The organism is Anabaena sp. UHCC 0451, from assembly GCF_034931405.1.
In the GTDB taxonomy this organism is placed as follows: Bacteria; Cyanobacteriota; Cyanobacteriia; order Cyanobacteriales; family Nostocaceae; genus RDYJ01.
This window is the reverse complement of record NZ_JAYGHA010000005.1, coordinates 45,372-70,555: the sequence shown is the minus strand read 5'-3', so window position 1 is coordinate 70,555 and position 25,184 is coordinate 45,372. Positions and strand designations below refer to the sequence as shown.

At 37.6% G+C, this 25,184-nt stretch carries 16 protein-coding genes; 9 read left to right on the top strand and 7 right to left on the bottom strand.

What is annotated here, in order from left to right; translation table 11 throughout:
• Positions 1-134: 134 nt before the first annotated feature.
• Complete coding sequence (locus tag VB694_RS05180) at positions 135-275, bottom strand: hypothetical protein (RefSeq protein ID WP_323359245.1); 141 nt, start codon at positions 273-275, stop codon at positions 135-137.
• 333 nt (positions 276-608) lie between these two features.
• Here VB694_RS05180 and VB694_RS05175 point away from each other — a divergent pair, with 333 nt between their 5' ends.
• On the top strand, positions 609-1,538 hold the full coding sequence (locus VB694_RS05175) for an SGNH/GDSL hydrolase family protein (RefSeq protein WP_323359244.1): 930 nt from the start codon (positions 609-611) through the stop codon (positions 1,536-1,538).
• Between the two features lie 87 nt (positions 1,539-1,625).
• On the opposite strand, the gene VB694_RS05170 is transcribed toward VB694_RS05175, so the two are convergent.
• Positions 1,626-2,222 (bottom strand): hypothetical protein, encoded by a 597-nt coding sequence (locus tag VB694_RS05170; protein WP_323359373.1) that lies wholly within the window; start codon positions 2,220-2,222, stop codon positions 1,626-1,628.
• Positions 2,223-2,450: 228 nt separating this feature from the next.
• On the opposite strand from VB694_RS05170, the gene VB694_RS05165 reads away from it, so the two are divergent.
• Positions 2,451-2,999 carry a pentapeptide repeat-containing protein gene (locus VB694_RS05165; RefSeq protein WP_323359243.1) on the top strand — a complete coding sequence of 183 codons (549 nt, stop codon included), beginning with the start codon at positions 2,451-2,453 and terminating at the stop codon, positions 2,997-2,999.
• 609 nt (positions 3,000-3,608) lie between these two features.
• On the opposite strand, the gene VB694_RS05160 is transcribed toward VB694_RS05165, so the two are convergent.
• Positions 3,609-3,779 (bottom strand): serine dehydratase, encoded by a 171-nt coding sequence (locus VB694_RS05160; protein WP_323359242.1) that lies wholly within the window; start codon positions 3,777-3,779, stop codon positions 3,609-3,611.
• Between the two features lie 297 nt (positions 3,780-4,076).
• Here VB694_RS05160 and VB694_RS05155 point away from each other — a divergent pair, with 297 nt between their 5' ends.
• Positions 4,077-6,503 carry an ATP-binding protein gene (locus tag VB694_RS05155; RefSeq protein ID WP_323359241.1) on the top strand — a complete coding sequence of 809 codons (2,427 nt, stop codon included), beginning with the start codon at positions 4,077-4,079 and terminating at the stop codon, positions 6,501-6,503.
• 51 nt (positions 6,504-6,554) lie between these two features.
• Here the strand turns inward: VB694_RS05155 and VB694_RS05150 are convergent, their stop codons facing one another.
• The gene (locus VB694_RS05150) at positions 6,555-7,601 is read right to left on the bottom strand and encodes a diguanylate cyclase (RefSeq protein WP_323359240.1); all 1,047 of its coding nucleotides are present in this window, start codon (positions 7,599-7,601) and stop codon (positions 6,555-6,557) included.
• A 231-nt stretch (positions 7,602-7,832) separates the two neighbouring features.
• Between VB694_RS05150 and VB694_RS05145 the strand changes: the two genes are divergently transcribed.
• Together VB694_RS05145 and fba are read left to right on the top strand one after the other, a co-directional pair.
• Positions 7,833-8,738: an ABC transporter permease gene (locus tag VB694_RS05145; protein WP_323359239.1), complete on the top strand. Its 906-nt coding sequence runs from the start codon at positions 7,833-7,835 to the stop codon at positions 8,736-8,738.
• 306 nt (positions 8,739-9,044) lie between these two features.
• A complete protein-coding gene (fba, locus tag VB694_RS05140) occupies positions 9,045-10,118 on the top strand; it encodes a class II fructose-bisphosphate aldolase (RefSeq protein ID WP_323359238.1) in 1,074 nt (357 codons plus the stop codon).
• A 126-nt stretch (positions 10,119-10,244) separates the two neighbouring features.
• Here fba and VB694_RS05135 read toward each other — a convergent pair whose 3' ends face one another.
• Together VB694_RS05135 and VB694_RS05130 are read right to left on the bottom strand one after the other, a co-directional pair.
• Complete coding sequence (locus VB694_RS05135) at positions 10,245-11,864, bottom strand: Hsp70 family protein (protein ID WP_323359237.1); 1,620 nt, start codon at positions 11,862-11,864, stop codon at positions 10,245-10,247.
• 768 nt (positions 11,865-12,632) lie between these two features.
• The gene (locus VB694_RS05130) at positions 12,633-14,159 is read right to left on the bottom strand and encodes a diguanylate cyclase domain-containing protein (RefSeq protein WP_323359236.1); all 1,527 of its coding nucleotides are present in this window, start codon (positions 14,157-14,159) and stop codon (positions 12,633-12,635) included.
• 573 nt (positions 14,160-14,732) lie between these two features.
• Between VB694_RS05130 and VB694_RS05125 the strand changes: the two genes are divergently transcribed.
• Positions 14,733-15,659 (top strand): sugar ABC transporter permease, encoded by a 927-nt coding sequence (locus tag VB694_RS05125; protein WP_323359372.1) that lies wholly within the window; start codon positions 14,733-14,735, stop codon positions 15,657-15,659.
• A 566-nt stretch (positions 15,660-16,225) separates the two neighbouring features.
• The gene (locus VB694_RS05120) at positions 16,226-17,419 is read left to right on the top strand and encodes a DNA polymerase domain-containing protein (RefSeq protein WP_323359235.1); all 1,194 of its coding nucleotides are present in this window, start codon (positions 16,226-16,228) and stop codon (positions 17,417-17,419) included.
• Positions 17,420-17,587: 168 nt separating this feature from the next.
• Here VB694_RS05120 and VB694_RS05115 read toward each other — a convergent pair whose 3' ends face one another.
• Complete coding sequence (locus tag VB694_RS05115; RefSeq protein WP_323359234.1) at positions 17,588-21,772, bottom strand: AAA domain-containing protein; 4,185 nt, start codon at positions 21,770-21,772, stop codon at positions 17,588-17,590.
• Positions 21,773-22,023: 251 nt separating this feature from the next.
• On the opposite strand from VB694_RS05115, the gene holA reads away from it, so the two are divergent.
• Positions 22,024-22,989 carry a DNA polymerase III subunit delta gene (holA, locus tag VB694_RS05110; protein WP_323359233.1) on the top strand — a complete coding sequence of 322 codons (966 nt, stop codon included), beginning with the start codon at positions 22,024-22,026 and terminating at the stop codon, positions 22,987-22,989.
• A gap of 502 nt (positions 22,990-23,491) precedes the next feature.
• Positions 23,492-25,156: an FAD-dependent oxidoreductase gene (locus VB694_RS05105; protein WP_323359232.1), complete on the top strand. Its 1,665-nt coding sequence runs from the start codon at positions 23,492-23,494 to the stop codon at positions 25,154-25,156.
• Positions 25,157-25,184: the final 28 nt, after the last annotated feature.

Here is a 25,184-nt window from a genome sequence, read left to right as displayed (position 1 = left end):
ATATTGCATCTAAAATCGCAAATAGCAAATCTAATTTTTAATTATTTTTTTTGACAGTCTAATTGATGGCTTAATGGACACTGGACAGCTAGGTCAATCCTTGTTGCCAGTGTCCTCTGCGCTTATCAGTGATTTTAGCCTATAGCATAGGCAGATTGCAACGCCCAGATAATGAGTGCTGCGATTGAACCCAAAACTAACACGGTGGAGATTGTGACGACTTTTGGTGAATCTGCACCTTCAAATTTCATAATTCCGCGATTTAAGTCGGACATACTTTTGTAAGCCTCCTTTGTTACATGACTATCCTGTTCGCTTTGATTGTAGTCCTTACTAGGGGCTAATAATGTTAAAAGAATGAAGAATTTAGAATTTAGAATGTAGAATTAAGTTTTGCAACGGGGATTTTACCCCGACACAAAACCCGCTGCTTGTAGAAGCAGGGGGACTTTCACCCCATATTTTGGGAATAGGTGATTGGTAATTGGTGATTGGGTTATCAACTTCCCTTTCCTCCTCTACTTCCCCATTTCCCCCCTGTTCCCTGCGAATTATGAATTACGAATTATTTTAGTCTAATTAAACACGTATGTTGAAAGGTATTGCAGGTGAAAGTAGTGTTGATGGTGATTTTGGTAGTATTTGTGGGGTTATTTGCAGTGATAGAGTTGGGATTGCGATCGCTGTTTGGTTTTGGTAATCCCTTGGTTTATATTGGTGATGAACAAATTGGTTATTTATTAGCACCCAATCAACACACCCGCAGAATGGGAAATCGCATTGAAATTAATGAGTATTCTATGCGAAGTGCGCCATTACAAAAGTTACCTCAACCTTCAACACTGCGAATTTTGCTGTTAGGTGATTCTATTGCTAACGGTGGTTGGTGGACAGATCAACAAAATACCATCTCTAGTTTGATGATGACTTCCTTGGCAGTTAAGAGTAATTACCAACAGGTAGAAGTGCTAAATGCTTCAGCTAACTCCTGGGGACCAAGAAATGAATTAGCTTATTTGCAGCGGTTTGGCAGTTTTCAAGCTCAAGTCATGGTGTTATTAATTAATACAGATGATTTATTTGCTACTGCTCCTACATCCTTACCAGTGGGACGCGATCGCAATTACCCAGATCGTAAACCGCCTTTAGCAATTATAGAAGTTTTAAATCGGTACTTATTTAAACAAAAACCCATACCTGAACTAGAAGCAGTTCAAAAAGAAGCGGGTGATCGCGTAGATATTAATTTAAAAGCGATTGGTAAAATTCACAGTTTTGCCCAAGAAAATAACAGTAAGTTTATACTTGCCATGACTCCTTTATTGAGAGAAATTGGCGAACCAGGACCCCGTGATTATGAAATTGTAGCCCGTAAACGTCTCAGTGATTTTGCTCAATCACAGCAAATTACCTACATTGATTTTCTCCCAGAATTAAACACAATGAAAAATCCCAAAAGCTTATATCAAGATAATATTCATTTTAACCTTAAAGGTAATCAATTAGTGAGTGAAGTGATCGAGCGATCTCTATTATAAATTAGTGCCAGATCCCCGACTTCTTCAAGAAGTCGGGGATCTATCCTTATCTTTTAACTTTTATTTCATTTTTAATGTTTAATTGTTCTAACTTTCTTTAATCCAAATAGCCAAACCCCCACCTCTACCACGGGCGGCAATAAAATCTTCCGTTGCTAAAAAGAAGGCAAAAAATGGTAATTTAGCTATAGACTGGCTGTAAAAATCCTCAGATTTAACCTTACCAGAACGAATCGGCTGATGATAAACAACACGACCAAATAAACTAATTTCCATTTGAGTAAAATCAAAAGCTAAGAGATTTTTCTTTCCTGGATATTGTGCTGGTCCGGTGAGTTTCAACAACAGCGAACCTAATTTTGCTTGATTAGTAATTTCGCTATTAGCACTAAAAGAAATATAAGCTGCGGCCAATTTTGGCACATAGAAACCCTTACCCAAAATAATTCCCCCCCGCTTTCTCACTTTTTTAGTACCAGTAGCAAAACAAAGCCGCCATTTACCGATGAGAGAATCAAAAGGATAATTTAGGTGTTGCTGCTTGGCAGTTTTTTCGGCTTGTAACAACGCATTCACTACTAACTCCGCAGTAGGAAGTTTATTTCCCTGTCGATAAGCGATCGCTGTTTGAGTTAAGATACTGAGAAAATCAGGAATATTGGTAGATATCAAATTAGCCGTCATCTGAATATTTCTTGTTTCTGCTTTCACTAAGTAGATTTTAACCTTAATCAAGAAAATTTCTGAATTTTTTGGAAAAATAGGGGATTTGATAATGTATTAAGTTAAGTATCTTTCTATGAAGAAAACATTGAAAATCTCAAAATATTGAGGACAATAGAATTACCCAAATGTCTTTTGTGTAGTTTGAGGAGTGTTGAACTTACCTATAGACATAAAAGAGGTAAAATTATGGATGCTAAAAGATTCCTGAGCCAATATACATCAGGAAAACGGAATTTTAAGGGAGCAAATCTGCATCAAGCAAAGTTAACAAAAGCTGACTTAAGAGGTGTCAATTTATCTGAAGCTGACTTGAGTGGTGCTGATTTAAGTGAAGCCAACTTGAGTAAATGTAATTTGAGTCGTGCAAATTTGACTAATGCTGACCTAAATGGCGCAAATTTGCAAGGTGCGAACTTGAGTGAAGTCAATTTAATTGGTGCTGATTTAATGAGGGTGAATTTCCAGGAAACTAACCTCAGTCATGCAGATTTGCGTGGCGCAAATTTAAAGTTTGCTAATTTAATGGATGCAAATCTCAGTGAAGCGGATACAAGTGGTGCTGATTTCAGTAGTGCGAATCTTCAAAAAGCAAATTTGATTGGTAGCAATATCGAGGAATCAGAACTAAATGATGCAGATTTAACTAATGCAATTACCACTCCACCGGAGACAAGCAAGGAAGTTCTACTCATAGGCTTATCCCATACATGGATAACTTGGGCTGGGAGTTGTTAATATTATTAGACATCTCCAGAAAAGAATCTAGTACCGCTTCGCGGAAGTCAAAAGTCAAAAGTCAAAAGTCAAAAGTCAAAAGTAATATGGAATCAGCTTTTGAACGATTGAGAATAGTCCCTTAACTTACGCCGCAGTGTACTAGAGACGCTCCATGGAACGTCTCTACAAGGGTTCTAGGAAACGCACATTTAATTTTCACTCCTAATACCAATTCTGTATAAAGATGCGCCAAATTTAGAAAGGAACGAACCACAGAGACACAGAGAACACAGAGGAGGAAAAGACAAGGTTACAAAATTCAGCGCAGCCTCATAAAGAAATGGTATAACTCCTATGTCTATTAGACATCTCCGAAAATGAATGTAGGGACAATTCATGAATTGTCCCTACAAGGGTTTCAAACCACGCATATTTAATTACGGCTTACTGTTCGCGGAGCGTGCCGTCAGGCATATAAACCGAAAACCTATATATATTAAGAGTTGCAGAGTTAAAAAAGTGAATTAGGTGCAAGGAATAAGCATTGAAGCCATTAAAAACCTATCACTTTCTGAAATTTGAGACTATTCTTATCTCCTTCTAATTCTTCCTCCTGACTCCTAGCCTTCACGAAAAGACTTTTTCAGCAAGCCCTAAATAGTTAGCTACTTCTTCCAGAGTTTGAATCAAATCTTCTAACGTATAAATATTATCATTATCGCTTTGGGTGCTGATTTGACTTCCAGGCTGAGAAACTTGCGGAAAATTTTGGTTAAAAATACAATTAATCAACGGCATGGATATTTTCTATGTGTGGCTTAATATAATTAATATTCGCTGATTTTTAGGAATTGGAAAGTGACTAAGATAAGGTACATCTGTGATATGCGTTCAGTTTATGGCTGATATTATTAGGTGATAGTCAGTGATTTTATCTATATTGTTAAGTGATTAATATCATTGTATAAATGTGATCAAGATCACTACTTTTACTAAAAATAGAAGAATCCTTGATTGATAACTTGTTTGGTGTGCTAGAGCAATATTTAGGGAACAATAAAAGAGTATTAATACACTCAAGTTCTGGGTTGAATTATGGAATCGGCAAATCCTTCACTTGAACAAGTCCAAACAGCTAATGCAGAACTAGAAGCAAAAGTCACCAAACGGACTCTAGAACTGCAAGCAGCCAATCAGCGTTTACAACAAGAATTAGTCCGCACTAAACAAGCCGAAGCCGCTCTTAGAGAAAGAGAGGCAACTGTGCGGAGCTTTTATGATTCTGCACCAATGATGATGGGTGTGGTGGAATTACTAGATGATGACATCTTGCATTTATCTGATAACTCTGCAACTGCTCGGTTTTTCGGCACGACCCCAGAAGCAATGCACAATCAACTTGCCAGTCAAATGGGGATACTTCCAGAGGATATTCATACTTGGATAACTCACTATCGAGAAAGTCAACGCACAAGTCAACCAGTACGGTTTGAGTATCAGCACATTGGAGATGGAAATGTAACATGGTTATCTGTTACCGTTTCTTATATTGGCATTTCTGATAGCAATTGCCCTCGTTTTTCCTATCTTGTTGAGAATATCAGCGATCGCAAAGCCGCAGAAACTGAAAAAATTTACCTGTCAAATCTACTAGAAGCCAGTCTGAATGAAATTTATGTCTTTGACGCGGAAACATTCAGATTTAAATACGCTAATCAAGGAGGACTGCAAAATTTAGGCTACTCTCTCCCACAGATGCAGCAGATGACACCTCTGGATATTAAGCCAGAAATGACAGCAGCTAAATTTCAATCTTTAATTGCTCCGTTATTAACTGGCCAAACAAAAATTATTCACTTTCAGTCCCTTCATTGTCGTGCTGATGGCAGTTGCTATCCTGCGGAAGTTCACTTGCAACTAATGGAACAATGGGGAGAAAGAGTATTTTTAGCTGTGATTATGGATATCACGGCTCGCAAACACGCCGAAAAAGAACTGACGCTGAAAAATTTGGCGCTAGAGGAAGCAAAACGGCAAGCCGAAACTGCTAACCAAGCCAAAAGCGAATTTCTGGCTAATATGAGTCACGAAATTCGCACCCCGATGAATGCTATTTTGGGTTTTGCCGATTTATTGCAATCCGAGGTGAAAGAACCTCTAATCGCCTCTTATGTTCAAGCCATTGCCTCTAGTGGTAGAACTCTACTGGCATTGATTAATGATATTCTTGATCTATCTAAAATTGAAGCAGGTAAGTTAGAACTTTACTATGAACCTGTTGATTTACGAGAACTAATCAAAGAAGTATTACAAATATTTAGCCCCAATGCAACCGATAAAAATTTAATCCTGCAATCAGTTATTGAAGATAAAGTACCTCAAGTTATTGATATTGATGAAGTTCGGTTACGGCAAATCCTTTTCAATGTTATTGGTAATGCTTTAAAATTCACAGAAAAAGGATACATTCAAATATGTATCCGCGCTCAAACCTATTCTACAAATACAGAAGAAAAAATTTGGCTGGAAATTGCCGTTGAAGATACAGGTATTGGTATTGCTCGTGAACAACAACAAAGCATTTTTGAAGCATTTTTCCAAAGTTCAGCACAAACTAATCGTAAATATAGTGGTACAGGTTTAGGATTGGCAATTACTAAACGATTGATGAATATGATGGGGGGAATAATCGCACTCCAAAGTGAATTGGGAAAAGGCAGTATTTTTACTTTGGTTTTTCCAGCAGTTTCACCTGCCATTGGGTTGAAAGAAATAGTTGTGGAATCCTCTCAAGATGATGATTTAAACCAGTTTACCCCTAGCACGATATTAGTTGTAGATGATGTGGCATCAAATCGGGAATTAATCAAGGGATATTTTCATAAAACTCATCATCTAATTCTACTGGCAAAAGATGGACAACAGGCGATTAATTTAGCTCAATTACACCTCCCAGATTTGATTTTACTGGATCTGAGAATGCCCCGCATGGATGGAAAAGAAACAGCACAACATCTTAAACAGGATCAAAAAACCAAAAATATTCCTATCATCATTCTCACTGCTTCGTCTCAAGCTCAAGAAAAATATGAACTTGAACAAATCTGTGAGGGATTCTTATCTAAACCTATTAGCTGTATCCAACTTGTTCAAGAATTTAAGAAATATTTACTAACTGTGATTAATGTTGAAATGAGGCAGCAATTAGATAGGTCTGACACCAATAGTGAAAAACCACAATTATTAAATAATCCCATTAATTTATCAGAATTATTAATCAAGTTACAGCAGGAAGAAGAAATTGTATGGGATAGTTTACGTAAAACACTAAAAATGCGTGAGCTAAAGCAATTTATTCAGCGTCTAAAGCTATGGGGACACGAGTATCAGTGTCAGTTATTGGTTAATTATGCTGATTCTTTGCAAACTAAGTTAAATGCTTTTGATATGGAACAGTTACCTTTAATAATTGAGCAGTTTCCATCTGTAAAACAAGCAATAGCTACTCTAATACCTATTTAATAAATATACAGCAGATTGCAGATAAATGAGTTACAAAATTTACGAAGAAAGCTATCTATCAAGAGAATTTGAACTCTGTTCTTCCCCAGTCTCTCCACTAGGGGAAAACCCAAGACTGTGCTGTTCTCTATTCCCTATTCCCTGTTCCCTGCTGTCATTAGCAATTACTCGGTTGCGTCCTTGGTTCTTCGCTTGATAAACTGCTTGATCCGCTCTTTGAATGATAACATCAATGGTTTTATCTCCCAAGTTATAACTGGCCACACCAATACTGACTGTAATTGAAACTTTTTTATCTTCCATAGAAATGGATTTATTACTAATCTGTTCTCGAATGCGTTCAGCAACCACTACAGCTTCGTCTATATCTGTTTCTGGTAATAATACTATAAATTCTTCACCGCCAAATCTACCAAAACAATCTACTTGACGCAAATGATCGAGGACGGTTGTTGTCATGAAAATAATTGCTTCATCTCCGATATTATGTCCATAGGTATCGTTAACTTTTTTAAAATGGTCAATATCTATTAAGAGTACAGAAAATGCAAAATTATATCGCTGACTCCGCTTGATTTCTTGCTCGGCTATTATTAAAAGATAACGGCGATTCCAAATTCCAGTTAATGGATCGGTATTAGCTAATCTTTCCAATTCTTGGACTAATTCCTTCTGTTCTTCTAGTAATTTTTTTAATTTCTGCCGCGAATATTTTAATTCTAAATGCATTCTCACACGAGCTAGAAGTTCCGCTGTATGAAATGGTTTAGTGACATAATCAACTGCACCTTTTTCAAAGGCTTTCAGTAAATGTTCTTGCTCTTGACTCGCGGACAGAAAAATAATAGGAATATCTGCTAATTCTGGATTAGCTTGGATTTTTTCACATACCTCTAAGCCATTTATATCTGGCATCATCAAGTCCAATAATATTAAATCTGGACGAGCAGATTGGACTCGTTCTAAGGCTTGATATCCATTGGAAACTAAGGTGATTTCATAGCCTACTTTGTCTAAGATGTTAGCAACAACTTGCAAATTTAATTTAACATCATCGACGACTAAAATCAAGCAATCTTCAGGTTTAAATACTGACATACAGGAATTTTAAATCAATTTAGTAATCAAATATTTATATCATGTCCGTTTGTGAGCTTTGCTGCTCGATAGATATACACCTGTATATAAGTGCTTTTAGGGCTGGCAACTGCTAAGGGATAGCTTGCAATGGAAAAAAGCAATTAACAACAAAAAGCAACTAATCTTTACTAATTAGTGGAACTTATTATATTATTGCCAGCTTCCCAGCCTACCCATTACCTATAATTTATGAACAAGCTGAACTTCTTTTCTGATTATCTCATTGCGAGTTTCCATCTAGCTATACCTCTAGCTTATGCTGCGTTGGGAGGCTTATATTCTGAACGTTCAGGAGTATTAAATATTGCTTTAGAAGGAATGTTACTTACTGGTGCTTTTACTGCTGCTGTGACAAGTTTTTACTCTGGTAATCCTTGGCTGGGTATTTTAGCCAGCTTAATTGTTGGCGGACTGGTAGGAATGTTGCACGCTTTCTTATGTGTGAATTTGGGCGTTAATCAGTTAGTTTCTGGGTTAGCAATTAATCTTGTCGCATCGGGAATGACATCATTTTTGGCGCGGTTAGTATTTTCAGGTAATAGTACCCAAAGATTACCAGAAATTAAACCGTTCATTATTCCCGGTTTAGCTAACATTCCCGTGATTGGCAATCTTTTATTTCAGCAAGATATTTTATTTTATTTACTATTTTTACTTATTGCATTAACTAATTATATATTGTTTTACACCAGCTTTGGCTTAACCTTACGGGCTGTAGGAGAGTATCCCCAAGCGGCGGATACAGCAGGAGTCTCAGTAGTATCAGTGCGTTACTTGGCTGTAATTATTAGTGGCTGTCTGGCGAGTTTAGGGGGCGCGAATCTCAGCTTAATACAGGTAAGATTTTTTGCGGAGGGGATGAGTGCTGGTAAAGGATTTATTGCCATTGCCGCTTTAATATTGGGTAGATGGCATCCACAAGGTACTGCTTTAGCTTGTTTGTTATTTGGTGCAACGGAAGCTTTGCAACTGAGAATACAAGCCTTGGGCGCAAATATTCCCTATCAATTTTTATTGATGTTACCTTATGCGATTGCTATTTTGGCATTAGTAGGACAGGAAGCAAGAGTCAGGAGACTGGGGACTGGGGATTAGGGACTGGGGACTGGGGACTGGGGACTGGGGAGAAAATTCTTTACCTACTCTCTATTCCCAATTATTTGTATATCAAGCTACTAAGCCAACAGTGTTGACAGTAGCTAACAGTACAACAGTACCTGCAAATCATAGATTAATGTCGATACAGTACAGCCGTAAACTTTTTCAACATAAACACCCTAGACTAGTTATAATTTCCTGTAAGTTGAAAAAAACCTTAAGATTAGCGTAACAATTACATTAAGATAAATATTACGCTTCTATTAAACTGACTGGCTAATATCCAAATTAGGAGGATTATATATGGCGCTTGTACCAATGCGGTTGCTTTTGGATCACGCTGCTGAAAACGGTTACGGCATTCCCGCTTTTAACGTTAACAACTTAGAACAAATTCAAGCAATTATGAAAGCGGCGGCTGACACAGATAGCCCCGTAATTCTACAAGCTTCTCGCGGCGCTCGTAATTATGCCGGTGAAAACTTCTTGCGCCACCTGATTTTGGCTGCGGTAGAAACCTATCCTCAAATTCCCATTGTCATGCACCAAGATCATGGTAATGCTCCTTCTACCTGCTATTCAGCAATTAAGAACAATTTCACTAGTGTGATGATGGATGGTTCTTTGGAAGCTGATGCTAAGACCCCAGCCAGTTTTGAATATAACGTCAAAGTTACTAGTGAAGTTGTCAACGTCGCTCACTCCTTGGGTGTCAGCGTTGAAGGTGAACTAGGTTGCTTAGGTTCTCTGGAAACCGGTGCTGGTGAAGCTGAAGATGGTCACGGTTTTGAAGGTACACTAGACCATTCTCAACTGTTAACCGACCCCGATGAAGCTGTTAACTTCGTAGAAGCAACTCAAGTAGATGCTTTGGCTGTTGCTATCGGTACTAGCCACGGTGCTTACAAGTTTACCCGTAAGCCTACTGGTGAAATTTTGGCTATCAGCCGCATTGAAGAAATTCACCGCCGTTTACCTAACACCCACTTGGTAATGCACGGTTCTTCTTCTGTACCCGAAGATTTGATTGCACTGATTAACCAATTTGGTGGTGCTATTCCTGAAACTTACGGTGTACCTGTAGAAGAAATTCAAAAAGGTATCAAGAGTGGTGTTCGTAAGGTAAATATCGACACTGATAACCGTTTGGCTATTACTGCGGCTGTCCGTGAAGCTTTGGCTTCTAATCCCAAGGAATTTGATCCTCGTCACTTCCTCAAGCCTTCTATTAAGTATATGCAAAAGGTTTGTGCTGACCGTTATGTACAGTTTGGTACTGCTGGTAACGCAAGCAAGATTAAGCAAGTTTCTTTAGAAGATTTTGCTGCTAAGTATGCTAAAGGTGAATTGGTAATGAGAGCGGCTGCTAAAGTTTAATTTAGCAGGATGACAATTGGGTATCGCTAGGCTATACTCTAGATTAAAAAACCGGGTAGCGTTAAAGTTCCCCGGTTTTTCGTTTTGATGCCACATTCGGCACTGCAATGATTTGAACCTCAATGTTTAAGTCAATTGTGTGACAAGTTGATTTTCTGCGAGGGTATTATTTGTTAACAAATCCTCAATGGTAATGCGTAAAAAGCCTTGGGCATCAACTTGAAACAGAACTTTAATGCGATCGCTTCCTGGAAAACCTGGGGGGCTGAGTTTAGCAATTTTCTTACCATTTTCTGTATCATTTAGGGGTCTAACTGTGGTAGCAAAACTTTCCAATTGACGCGTAATGAGGCGATCGCCATCAAAATAAACTTCTGTACCTCCAGTTTGAGCGCCCAATTCTCCGATAATTAACTCAATACTGGGTTGATTTTCCCTAGACGCACCCAAAACTAATTCTACTGGTTGACTCATGGGATAAGCTTGACCAGTTTTAATAATTGGTTGCCAACTGTGGCGTTGATGACGACGATCCCAATAACGCACACCATAGCTATGGTAAAGATAGTCCTTGATTTCTAAGCCTTGTGTGATTTGCAACGCACCTTGAGCGATCGCTTCAAAAGGACGTTCACAGCGGATTTTTTCAGGTTCAAAATATTGGCTTACCCATGTCTGCACTGCGGGTAACTGCACAGATCCGCCCACTAATAAAACTGCATTAATATCATCCAATTCTATGGCTTGACGACGGGCTTGCTGCAATAAAGTCATCATCGCATCATGTAACTTATCAAAAAATCCATTTTCTTTGAGAATATTTTCTAAAGTCTGACGGTTAAGATCCAATTCATAACTTTCAAAAGTTTCATCATTAAAATAAACTTCACTGGCTTGATTTTGGGTAGATAACTGAATTTTTACCCGTTCTGCTAATCGAGCAATCACAGCATTTACCGGCAATCCTTGAGTTTTAGCGAAATAATCAACTATCCAATTATCAATATCTGTACCACCTAAATTTTGCCCTGCTTTTGCCAATACACGTGCTGTTTTTACCTTTTGTTTTGAGTCTTCAGCTAGGGATTTATCACCCCACTTCAACAAAAATCCCACAGGTTTAGGATTAGCTTGGGCATTTTGATCTAAAGTCACTAGGGACAAATCAAGAGTCCCACCACCAAAGTCAATTACTAACAGATTTTCTTGTGCTGCTAAACCATAACCTAAAGCTGCGGCCGTGGGTTCATCTAACATCCGCACTTCTTTTACAGGTAGGGCTTGACAAACTCTGCCTAACCAGTAGCGATAAGCTTCAAAACTGTCTACAGGTACAGTTAACACCAAAGAATCTAAACCCCCTTCCATTGGTGCTAATTCTTTGATTATCCTAGTTAAAAACCATTTGCCGACTTTTTCAAAAGTGATCATTTCCCCATCTAGTTCGGGTAAAAAACCCTGAATATTCGCGCCTATTCCCCGTTTAAAACTACGGAAAAATCTGGTATCACCTTTGAGATCCAGACCGCGATCGCGCACTTGCTGCCCAACTAAGATTTTACCCTGACTCGCCTCTTCTACATAGACTAAGCTGGGAATCATGGGGGGATTGAGACTTTGTTGAATGGATAAACCGGGCAAAGTCAGGGTTTCTGACTGCTGGGTAACGGGGTTCCAGCGAGTAATGACTGTGTTGCTAGTACCAAAATCAATCGCGATTCCTACGGAGCGCTTTGCTATCGCCATATCTTAATTTATTATTTCGCACCAGGATGAAAATACGTAAGTAAAGTTAATATATCCTACTTATTTGTATTTTTGATTATAGCTTTGGCAGTGGCGATCGCTCTCATGAGTTTTTCCTGAAGACGCTACATCACCAAAGAACCATACACTCATTAGTATAATCTCTTTCCATAACAACCTATCATGTATATAATCTTTGCTTTTTTGCTCTGAATATTATTGGTTAATACTGAGATTTTATATTTATGGCATTTTGGCAGATTATTACAGTGTTGCATTGCTATTCTGGATGCGCGAATGTCTTTGTGCGATAATTCCGACTTGCAGAATCCCTTGGTATATCACCAAGGGTCTTTTTTTTTGATTATTTTCCTCAGTCAATTAAGGTAATTCTACAGAAATTGAATTTCCAGAAATTTAATCTACCGCAGAAAATGGTAACAATTTATCATTTATGAACACAATAAACAAAAGAAGTCGGGGATCTGATCGCCTCACCTGAATTCTTACAAAAATACTTCATTTGACATATTAACAATTAGCAAAAATCCTTTCCTTCTGATAGAGTAAATAGGTTGATCAGCAAGATAAGCTGATATCAAGACTAGTCCACATTCCAATGTCTTGGATTCTATCCTCCGGTGATTGACCTTCACTGGAGGTAATTTTTTCAAAAAAAATAGCGCCAGACAAAGCGGATTAAAACCTGGCGCTGAAATTCCATCAGTTGTGTACGTGTTATAAACAAAGGCACAGCCATATCACAGACTATTCTTGAGAATGATAAATACAATAGGTGTTCCGTCCTTGGTCTTTAGCCTGATAAAGTGCCTTATCTGCTGCGGCAATCATGATTTCTCGTGAAGTTTCATTAGTAGGAATCATACTGACAAGACCAATACTCAAAGTAACTTGATTACTGACATCAGAACATTGGTGAGGAATCGCCATACTGGCTATTTCTTGTTGAATTTGTTGAGTAATATAAATTGCTCCATCTAAATCGGTATTAGGTAACAAGATAGCAAACTCTTCACCACCATAACGAGCTACTAAATCCGCAGGACGTTTGCAACTTTCTGCTATTGCTTTGGCTATTCGCCGCAGACATTCATCACCCGCTTGATGACCATAATAATCATTGTATAATTTAAAATAATCGATATCGCTTAGTAGCAGTGTCAAGGGTGATTCTTCCCTTTTCAGTCTTAGCCACTCACGAGAAAGTGATTTATCAAAACAGCGGCGGTTGGCAATTCCTGTTAATCCATCTATATTTGCCAACCTTAATAACTCTTTATTTGCTTGTTTCAGAGCTTCTTCCGTTTTTTTGCGTCCAATAAAGCCACTTAATTCTAGAGCAACTGCACTTACCAACTCTACTAATTCTGGATTGTATAGTAAGGATGATCGCTGAAATAAACACATAATCACAAGCACCCTTCCTTCTATAGTAATTGGTACAGCAAATACAGTCTTTAATCCTGTATCCTGGACAAGTTTAATCCGTGAAAATACATTTTCCTGCACTTGGGAAATATCTTCAATCCATTCTGTTTCTTGAGTTGACCAAACTCGTCCTATAAGTTTAAATCCATAGGGAAAACTGTACGCTAAACTTGCTTGATGAAACCTTGTTAATTCTTGATCATAACAATTATAATAAGCGTGACCTAGTTGTAATCCCGTATTATCTGGTTTAGTAATCCAAGCCTCGCCATAGTCCCAATTAATCGTCCGGCAAACTTCCCGGAGAACAGCTTCTATAGCATGATCTAAATTAGGGGCTTGACTAACTAAATTAATCGTTGTCAGTAACAATTTTAGTTTGGATTCAATTTGTTTGCGATACTGAATTTCTTTAATTAAGTTCTGATTATGCTCATAAAGTTCCTGGCGCTGTCTGACAATAGTAAGTTGATGTTTAATTCTCGCTAATACATCTTCAGCTTGAAAAGGTTTAGTAATGTAGTCAACACCGCCCACTTCAAATCCTTTTACCCTGTCAGCAGTAGTATCCAAGGCACTTAAGAAAATGACGGGAATATCACGAGTGGCATCATTTTGTTTTAGCACTGCACAAATGGTGTAGCCATCAATTTTTGGCATCTTGATATCTAGCAGAATTAAATCAGGAATTTCAACTTTAACTGTATTTAATGCAACTTCTGCGCTGATTGCTTTTCTGACCTTGTACCCTTCCTGCCCAAGAATTGCAGATAGTACACGTAAGTTGTCAGGATGATCATCAACCACTAGTAAATTAGCTTTGTATTCTGATGCTATTTTTTTCACTTATCTGTTATCAGTTATCGGTTATCAGCTATCAATTAAGTGCCAGTAACATTAATTGAAAAATAGTTTTTCCATAATTTTGCTCATAAATTTGATTCATAAACTCTGATAAATTGCATCTGACCTGATATCAAGTTATTAATAACATTATCTTGAATTGAGATAATGATCCTCTATTATTATAGAAAAATGCCACCAATAAAATTACTATGCTTTCTTGAGAAAGACATGATACAGCCAAGTACTGGGATAGTTTAATTAGAATTTTGACTAATTTATACCTTCAATACCCTGCCAGTTGCCAGAGAATTTTTAACGCTTGTGGAGAAATGACCGTCTCTCCTCTCTATAAGGCACAGGGAGCGTCAATCCCTATTCCCAAGCCCTAATAGATATGATAATTGTTCAGCAAGCCCTATATAATGCCATACTTGTCAGTTAAGGGAAATCAAAAACCTTTGCCTACGTAAACTTAGTTCCCTGTTCCCTGTTCCCTGCCTCAACGAAAAATATGGCTTCGCCACGCTACGCGGACATGAATCAAATCGGATCACTATATAATATTGAGATATGATGAAGCAATTAACATCCCAAAACTGGATTTTTATTCAACAAAAATTAACGCCTTATTTATTTTTATTGCCAGCTTTAATTATATTAAGTTTAACTGTGTTCTGGCCGGCTCTGCAAGCATTTTACCTTAGTTTTACGAGTTATCAAGATATTGGGGAAGCACCTAAATTAGTGGGATTTGATAACTTTCTGCGTTTGTGGAAAGATGCTGTTTTTTGGAAAACTTTAGAAAATACCTTTCTTTATCTTGTTGGTGTTGTCCCAATTTTGGTAATTGCACCCCTAATTTTAGCGATTTTAGTCAATCAAAAATTGCGAGGAATGAATTGGTTTAGAACTGCATATTATACACCTGTAGTAATTTCCATGATAGTTGCAGGAATTGCTTGGAAATGGCTGTATGCAGAGAATGGTTTATTAAATCAATTTTTCAAAACTTTGGGGCTATTTCCCGAAGGTATTCCTTGGTTAACTAGTCCAGCTAAAATATTAGGAATTATCCCAATTTCCTTAGCCAGCGTTATGGCTGTAACTATTTGGAAAGGTCTAGGATATTATATGGTAATTTATTTAGCGGGATTGCAATCTATTCCGGCTGATATTTACGAAGCTGCTGCAATTGATGGTTCAGATGGTATTCGTAAACATTTAGATATTACCATTCCTTTAATGCAGCCTTATTTAGCTTTGGTAGCGGTAATTTCGGCAATTTCTGCTACTAAAGTTTTTGAAGAGGTTTATATTATGACTGGAGGTGGTCCCCTGAATAGTTCCAAGACAATTGTTTATTATTTGTATGAACAGGCATTTAATAATTTAGAAATTAGCTATGCTTGTACAATTGGTTTGGTGTTATTTTTAATAATTTTGGGTTTATCAGTTTTGCGATTAGTTATAAATCAGCAAGATGGTAGTAATTTGGGTTGATTATTCTCGTATATCTCGAACTTTCTACCATCCGCTGCCGTTCTTTTTCCCGTTCTCCAAATGGACGGTAAATTAACAGGTTAATCACTGTCGAAATTTGCGATCGCTCTCTTGAATAGAGATATCATTAATCCCACATTCCGCACTTCAAAAAGTAACATAAGTAAACTACATTCAGAGTAAATTAAAACTTATGGTTTTAATAATCAAGTATCAATAAAGCATATAAATAGGGCTTGCTGAAAAAGTTGTCTGTGAGGGTAGGGAACAGGGAACAGGGAACAGGGAACAGTTTCAGCCATCTGGATATACTTAATTTCCTATATCCGACAAGGAAAAATGCAACTGTTTTGAGACTCAATTTGCCAAACCCTTGCACTTTTTTGTTCTAAAAATTCGCAAAACCCTTATTAATAAACGGTTTTAGTTTTATTCAGCAAACCCTAAATATTTCCGAAATATTCATCAGCAACAGCCAACATATTGATGTTTATATTTGTGTCCTCAGATGGGATTTTGTCAATAAAGCATTATATCAACATTCCCTAAAAAGTGCAGTCATAGAAATGGGATTGCGAGAATCTGCTAGATTGGTTTTAACACCCCAAGAAATTCAACATTGTTGGGGTGAAGGTGCAGGTTCTCAAGGATGGGAAACAATCAGAAAATACCTAATTTATGACCTAGAAGATACCAAATTAATTGCTGATAAATTAGTTCCTTCCTATTACTATGAATCGCTGATAGTACCAGGTATGAACTTACAACAACTATCGCTGACTGGTAATGGTACTAAATGGCAGCGAGTTTTAGAAAGACAATATCCAGGTTACAAACCAACTGCTGATCCGAAGTTGAAATTTGAGGGAGGACTGGTAATTTCTGTACCAGGTTTACACAAACACATTGCCAAAATTGATGTTTCCAGTCTGTATCCCAGCATTATGCTTAAATATGGGATTTGCTCCCGCAAAGATACGCGACGAGTGGGGTTAAGTATTCTCGATTATCTCACCAGGGAACGACTCAGACTCAAAGAATTAGGAAAAGCTGGAGATTTAGCTGCTAAACAAGCTGAAGCTGCTCTCAAAGTGTTAATCAACTCGTTGTTTGGCTTTTATGGGACTTCTGGTGTTGGTTTTAACGATATGGAAGCTGCTGCACTGGTTACAGCCTATGGTAGACGGATTCTGCGATTCATGATTGATGTGATTGAAAAAGCGGGAGGTATCCAGGTTGAAAGTGATACTGATGGTGTGTTCTTCTCCCACTCTGAACCTCTGCTGATATTTGAAAAGCTGCAAAATGCTTTACCTACTGGTATCAAAATTGAGTTGGAAATTCTTGCTCAAGCGATGTTTGTTCCCTCTAGAGGAGCTAAGAATTATATTCTCTGGCATGAAGATGGTAAAATTACTACTAAGGGTTCATGGCGGAAACGCGATCGTTCTCGTCTAGAAAAGGAGTTTCCTTTGAACTACTTGACACAATATCTTCTGTCAAAGGCTAAGGCAGAACAATATTACCAGGAATTAACCAAGGTTATTCGTTCTGGTGACTTTCCTGTGGAACAGTTACAGGTTACTCGGAAAATTAAGAAGGGTGAAAAGGCTCTTTTGGTTCTGGGTAATACTGGGGATGTTGTGACGTTTTATCAAGGGATTACGGGATTGACTAATTCTGAAGCCTATTCTGGTGGGTATTATTTGGAGTTGATGGCTAAAAAACGAGATGAGTTACTTTCGGTTGTTGAGCCTTAAGGTGATGTGGGAAAGCAGTTGAGTCTGTTTTGAGTGGGGGATTGTACTGATAATGAAGGCGATCGTCTACGGTAATGGGGCGATCGCCTATAATTTTTAGGTACTCATATTATCTATAATTATTATCAACCTGTCACATTTTGGTGTTATCTGCGGCTATCTCCCATTTCAAGGATTTGTAAACACATCAACTGTGTGTCCAGCGATTTGTTCTGTAAAAATACGTTTTGAACATTCGGAACGCAAATTCTTCCAAAGAATGGCTTCTTGATAGTTTTCAATTTCTGTTGGAATATAATCCAGTAGTGTTTTAGAACAAACTATTATTAAACGTTTTTTAGCTCTTGAAAATGCAACATTTGAGCGATTGAGACTAAGAATAAATTCCACATTTTTGCTAATTGCTGATGGATTACTTGCTGTTGCAGAAACAATTACATTATCACGTTCACCACCCTGAACTTTTTCGACAGTATCAATTACATCTACAACCTTTCCATAAGTTGCTAATTCTGTTTTTAGTAGTGATCTTTGAGCGCGATGTGGTGTAAGAATTGCAGTAGAACTATCAGGAAGTTCTCCTCCAGTTTCAAGAATCTGTTTGATTATTTCTACTTCAATTTGATTACTACGTTTTGATTCACGTTCAGAATGCAAAACAAGATAAAGTCCTTTTGTTCCTTGTAAAAGCTGTTCCCAATTTCCGGCAATCTCTTTTCCTTCTGGATTTTTATCTTTTTCTCTCCCTTTTAGTTGAATATCATCTTTTTGATAAAGAGGATCAATCAGTTTACGAACTTCATAAGGTAAACGAAAAGAATTATCTAAAGATGAACGTAAAATTGCTTCATCAGTTACTAAAACTTCTGAGTTTTCTTTTAGATTTTGAATTGCTTGGTAGGCACTAACATAAGGTTGGTAAAATACAACAGGAGGACGATCTTCTTTTTCCCAGTCATGGGTAACAATAGGAGCAAGTTGGCGTGGATCTCCTGCTAACATAATCTCACCATCATTTCTGACTAATGTAGCTAAAGCCAAAAAGTGAGGGAATACCATCATACTTGCTTCATCAACAATTAGAGTAGTTGTTTGAAAACCTTGAGGATAAGATTCAGAAAAACTTGCAGCCGCTTGCAGTGTATTTAACATTTTTAAAATTGCACCTGTTGTTCCACCAATAACTGCTATATGGTTATAATAAGTTCTTTTTTTAACTGTTTTTTTACCTCGTAAATCCTTAATTTTATTAAAGCAAGATTCTGCGGAAAAATCAGTTATACTTCCACCTGTTGTCTTAATTTCTTTAGAATACACTTTACCTAACTGAATTGATGGAACAGAAAATCCAGACTTTGCAGCGTGTTGTTGCAATACTGGTAAAAGATTATCTAATCGTAAAAGTAAATTGTCTACAGCCGTATGAGTATGAGCCGTAATAATAACAATATCACCAGCAGAACGACGCGCTAGAATCCTAATAAAAGTAGCGATCGCAGTTGTTTCTGTTTTACCAGTTCCTGGTGGACCTTGCAACAGTTGAATTCTTGTATTTAGTCCATTGATAACTGCTTCTTTTTGCTTATCGTCTAATATTTTATTGTTTGGTAGTGATAAAGTCTGAAGTAGATTTTCATATTGTTCTAGGTCATTCGGTAAAATAGGAGTTTGTGCTGGAATTTGTATATTTTCTTGTTGATTTTGCGGAGCTAACCATTGACAAACATGATTTCCTTGACTATTTTGTAGTTTTTGATCAACTCTTCCAGCTACAAAATCTGAAGGACTTTCATCTAAAGTTGCGTTTTGGAAAACTTGTGTTGTTATGCCTTGATAAGACTTACTGTAAAGTTGATAACGTTGTGACTGACCAGGGATAACAGAAAGCTCTATCTGCTTATTATCCCAGTTAATTTCTTTCACAACACAGGTGCTTCCACCGTACAAAAGTTGATTGATTGTTTGACCTTTATGTGGATCATCAGAACTAGGACTAAGCCGCACAAATGAATCTTGAGCAATTGTGCAGTTAGCTTGCAAGACTTCAGAAGTGATGTTATATCCATCAAAACTAATTTCTGCTGTTAGTTTGTTGTTACCCTGGAATACTACATTTTTGACAGGTATTGTTCGCCCCAAAGAAATACGATATATAGGTGGTATTAAATGACTTGCAATCCAATCTGTTACTTTAACGTGCTGATCTAAACGTAAAAAATCTATAGCTGCTTGAGCCGCACCATCTATACCTAAGTTGAATTTAGATAAATCAGCAATAACTAAAGATTCTTTAGTTATATCTGAATTTTTAAACCTAATTCCTTCTTCAATCCACCTAATAGCATGAGTACGAGCGCGAAAATACTCTTCTAAGTAATTAGGTTTATTTGCTTCGTTGTAGGTTTTAATTAAGTTTTGTACTTTTAGTGCAAGGTTTGGATCATTAGGGCTAGGAAGTTTATCCCACAAGGCACGCCAATAAGCTGCACTCAACGAATTAAAATATCTGAGCCTAACTTCAAACGGATGTTTATGGGTACTTTCAGAATTTGGTGTTGCCCATTGATGATTACTATCATCTATTTCTAAATTAGTTTTAAAGTCAAAAACATCTTGAGAAAAAGCCTGATCTAAATTAATCTGTTGTCCATTAATGTCCCGTTTCCAGTGATAACGTCTCCCAAACCATTTGAGGGAGGTTACAACTGCTAAATCTCTTCCTGTCCATCCTAAAGCATAACGACGATCTACTTCATCATAAAGACAAGAATAAATTAATTGTTCTAAACTTTCACGACAACCCAGTAATTCTCGCAAATTACTTAGAAGTTGAGAATCAACACGAGAACACCCTTCAACCAGTTGAGTCATTTCCTGGCGTGACCAAACATAAAAATGAATTGGTGCTTTTTCTGTTCTAGCTACTTTTGCAATTCTACCAACTAATTTTCTTAAAAAACCCTGTATTAACTGTCTTTCAGAACCAGTATCTATTTTATAGTCTCCTGTCCATGCAGATGTTTGAGATTCAATTAAATCTTCACCTTCCAGTTCTTTTTCTTTATAAATAGGGTTATTATTTTCATCATGTCCTTCTTCTATATATTCTTTAAGGTTTGTGTGAGGTTGCCATTTTCCGTCTTCATTTTGTATAAATTTCGGATCTAATTTTCCTTTACTTTTCGTGACATGAGCAGCTAACGCGCCTATTCTATTTTCAACATAATCATATTCAACAGAAAGATAAATACGGATCAGACGTTCTTCATTAATTGTATGTTGTGGAAGTTGACTTTGACCCCCTGAATAATTTGGTAATGCTTGTACATCATAAGTATCTGGATCAGAATCTCCATCAGGAAGGGTATGTCTACGAGTTTCTGCCTTTAATTTAAGAAGTTCTAAATTTTCTGTAAAACTTATATCTTGTTGAATTTGAATAGCTTGATTTCCTGTTAAATCAATGTTAGCTAAATCATCAATATTATTAATATTTACTTTATGTAAAGACTTCACAATTGATGAATCTAGTCCTAATAATTCTAAACGACGTTCTCTAGCACTTTCAGCCAAACAATGAACACTCAATGTACAATCACTACATTTTTGATCTAACTCATAATCTAAGTCAGCTAAGTTAGCTTGTACAATCCGGTATAATGAACCATCAGAAGCTAATAAACGGTTGATGTCGGATTCTATAATATCCAGGTTTAGAGCTTTAGATTGAAGAATATCTTGGCTTTTATTAGTATTTTCATCAATTCTAACAACAACACATTCAATATTTTCAGGTTTCAGTTCTACTTGATTAATAGTGACTGGATTATCTTTTATCAACTGACGTACAATCATTCGATATACAGCAACTTGTACTTGATGATAAGTTCTATCTTTTCGAGATGCTTTGCACTCCACTAATCGCAATTTAGGTTCATTTTTTTCCCATAAAATAATTGCAAAATCTATTGTTCCACTAATATTAAACTCACCCAGATTTCCTTTTATGGATATTTCTCGTCCATAAGCTTTTTGTCCAACTGGCAATTTATTTAACTCTTCAACAAAGTTATTCCAATTAGTTGGTTGCACTGAATCTGAATTTTTATCACCTTGAGTTAAGGCACGTAACCCCATTTTTTCAAGTGAATCTTTCCATTCTTTTTCTCTTCTGTGACCTTCTGCTTCTAAAACTAGATCTAAAGAAGTTGCTTGAATCAAGTTGTAGATAAACTTGTATTCTTTAGCGATTTCGGAATTATTCAACTTCAGTTTGAAACGGCGATCACATGATTTATAACGAATATATTCGGCAATATCGGTTACTTTAATTGATGGTTTTTCTGTTGACATAATAATACCAATTGTTTTTATAGTGTTTGTAGTCCAGAGTTAGTTTTGATGCCAGCAGTTTTCACAACAGCCCAGAAATAAGTTTTTATTAGCTACTGCTTAGTCATATTATTATACCTTGTTACTTTTATTTTTACTATTTAAGACCTGCCAAAAGTCTGCCCTTTTTCGATGCAGGGCAAATTTTGAACTCCTATCATAGTATATTTAGAGCTAACGCTCATGTACGACAATTGTATTGCCGTACTACAATGCCAACATACCTATACTTTGGTGAAAACGAATTCTTTCTAACTCGCGCCATCAAACAACTAAAAACCCACACTCTAGATCAACAATGGGCAGACTTCAACTATACAGAATACCCCCCAGAATCTAAAGAAACCATTCCTCAAGCATTATCCGATATCATGACACCACCAGTTGGGAGTGGAGGACGATTAGTACATTTGCCCAACAGCACATTACTGGGAGTTGGTTCAAAAGAAATTTTGTTGCAGTTGGAGTCCATTCTCCCCAAAATTCCCTCAACAAATACCCTCCTTATCACCAACACTCACAAACCTGACGCGAGAAATAAATCAGTCAAACTCCTACTGGAATACGCACAGGTAAAAGAATTTCCTCTCATTCCCCAATGGCAAACCCAAGCATTAATACAGCAAACTCGTACTTTAGCTGACGAAATAGGTGTAACACTCACCACCGATGCCTACAAAGTATTAATTGATTACACAGGCAATCATACACGACTGATATTCACCGAACTAGAAAAGCTCAAAACCTATGCTTTGGGTAAAACAGTCAATGAAGATATGGTGAAAGAATTAGTCTCAGAAAGTGCTGCTAATAGTTTACAACTAGCCAACGCCATTCGCTTGGGTAACATTGCTCAAGCATTAGAATTTGTTGAACGCTTAATTAACTTTAACGAACCAGCTTTAAAGATTACCGCTACCCTGACTACTACCTTTCGCACTTGGCTAACAGTCAAACAGATGATCATCACCGGGTGTCAAGACGACAATACAATAGCCCAACTCGCAGACGTGAAAAATCCCAAACGCTTGTATTACATACGCCAAGAGGTTGCTAATTGTTGTGTAAACAAGCTGAAAAATAGTTTGAAAATGCTCTTGGAACTAGAGCTAATGCTGAAATCTGGTGTAGATGAAAAACTCGCTTTGCAAACTCAAATTATCAAACTTTGCTCGTAGGTATTACTTCTTGCAAATGCAATAGACACCTCGGAAATTTAACCTAAAATGCTCCGGTTGTTGGAGGGACATTAAATTTCTGGAGATGTCTAATCAACAATTTCCAAAACTCAAAAAATGAAGCAACTCGATCTACTTCATCTCACAACAGACCTTTCTGTTTGTGAACCTTCTCAAAGTATAGATTCCGAATCTACACAGCCAATTGCAGAAAACTGAAGGTATTCAAACATAGTAATACGACTTCAGTAAATACTGTAAGAGTTTATTTATGAAGATTACGTGAATTTATCCTACGTTCCCCCGGATTTTCCATAGGAAAAAATATATATGAATTTTGCAAAAAATGATCAGTTTTAATGATAGGATGTCGGATAAAAATCTCCATATTCGGCTATTGTAATTAATTATGGGTAATCGAGTTTTAGAAGGTTATACGGAGAAAAAATCTATTAAGTAGACTTTTATTACCATAATAATTGGCAAAAATACAGAGAAAATTATGGCTAAACCAATGATTCTGACTGTGGATGATGATCCGCAAGTATTACAAGCGATCGCTCGTGATCTCAGAAAAGAATATGGCGATCGCTTCCGTATTTTACGCGCAGAGTCAGGCGCACAGGCACTAGAAGCCATCAAAGAATTAAAATTACGTAACGAGACAGTCGCCTTATTCCTAGCGGATCAAAGAATGCCGCAAATGACTGGTATAGAATTTCTCCAAGAAGCAATCACCATCTTTCCCGAAGCCAAACGCGCATTACTCACGGCTTACGCTGATACGGATGCAGCGATCGCCGCCATCAATAAAACCAATATCAATTACTATTTAACCAAACCTTGGGACCCACCAGAAGAAAAATTATACCCCATCCTCAACGATTTACTAGATGACTGGTTAGCCTCCTATCATCCACCCTTTGCAGGTATTCGCGTCATCGGTAATAGATGGTCCCCTGACTCCCATAACATCAAAGATTTCCTCGCCCGTAACCAAGTACCCTATCAGTGGTTAGACATTGAACGCGACAAAGAAGCACAAGAACTACTCAACTACAGCGGTGAAAACAAACTCAGCCTCCCCCTCGTTATTCTGGGAGACGGATCACGTTTAGTTAAACCTAGTAACATCCAAGTCGCCGAAAAAATAGGACTGCAAACCCAAGCCAAACAACCATTTTATGACCTAGTTATTGTTGGTGGCGGACCTGCCGGTTTAGCCGCCGCAGTTTATGGTGCATCAGAAGGGCTAAAAACTGTGATGATCGAACGAGAAGCCCCCGGAGGACAAGCCGGTACAAGCTCCCGAATTGAGAACTATCTAGGCTTTCCTGTCGGTCTTAGCGGTGCAGATTTAGCCAGACGCGGAGTTACCCAAGCCAAACGCTTTGGTGTAGAAATTCTCACCCCCCAAGAGGTTGTAGGAATTCGCATCGATGGTTTCTATCGTTACGCCATCCTTAAAGACGGTTCAGAAATTGCTTGTCATGCCTTAATGTTGGCAATGGGGGTATCCTGGCGACGGTTAAACGTCCCCGGCATTGAAAAACTCACAGGTCGCGGTGTATACTACGGCGCAGCCATGACCGAAGCAATGGAATGTAGCAACGAACAAGTCTACATTATTGGGGGTGCAAACTCCGCCGGACAAGCTGCCATGCACTTTAGTAAATTTGCCAAACAAGTGCATATGTTAGTCCGTGCAGACAATCTGGGTAAGGGAATGTCACAGTATCTAGTTGATCAGATTAGTGCAACAGAAAACATCATTGTTCAACTCAATTCCAGTGTAGTGGAAGCCAAAGGGGAAGATAGTTTAGAAGCTTTAACTATTCTCAATAGTGTCACCGGTGAACAGGAAACTGTTGCAGCTAACTCCCTGTTTATTTTCATCGGTGCAGTTCCTCATACTGACTGGTTAGAAGGAATTGTAGAACGAGATGAACGGGGTTTTATTCTCACTGGTCCAGATTTGTTAAAAGATAGTAAACGTCCCAAAGGATGGTATGCAGATAGAGATCCTTATTTATTAGAAACTAGCGTACCCGGTATTTTTGCAGTTGGTGATGTTCATCATGGTTCTATAAAACGGGTGGCTTCAGGCGTTGGAGAAGGTTCTATTTGTGTGAGTTTTATTCATCAATATCTGGCTAAGGTTTTATAGGATTATTCAAACGCAGATGGACGCAGAT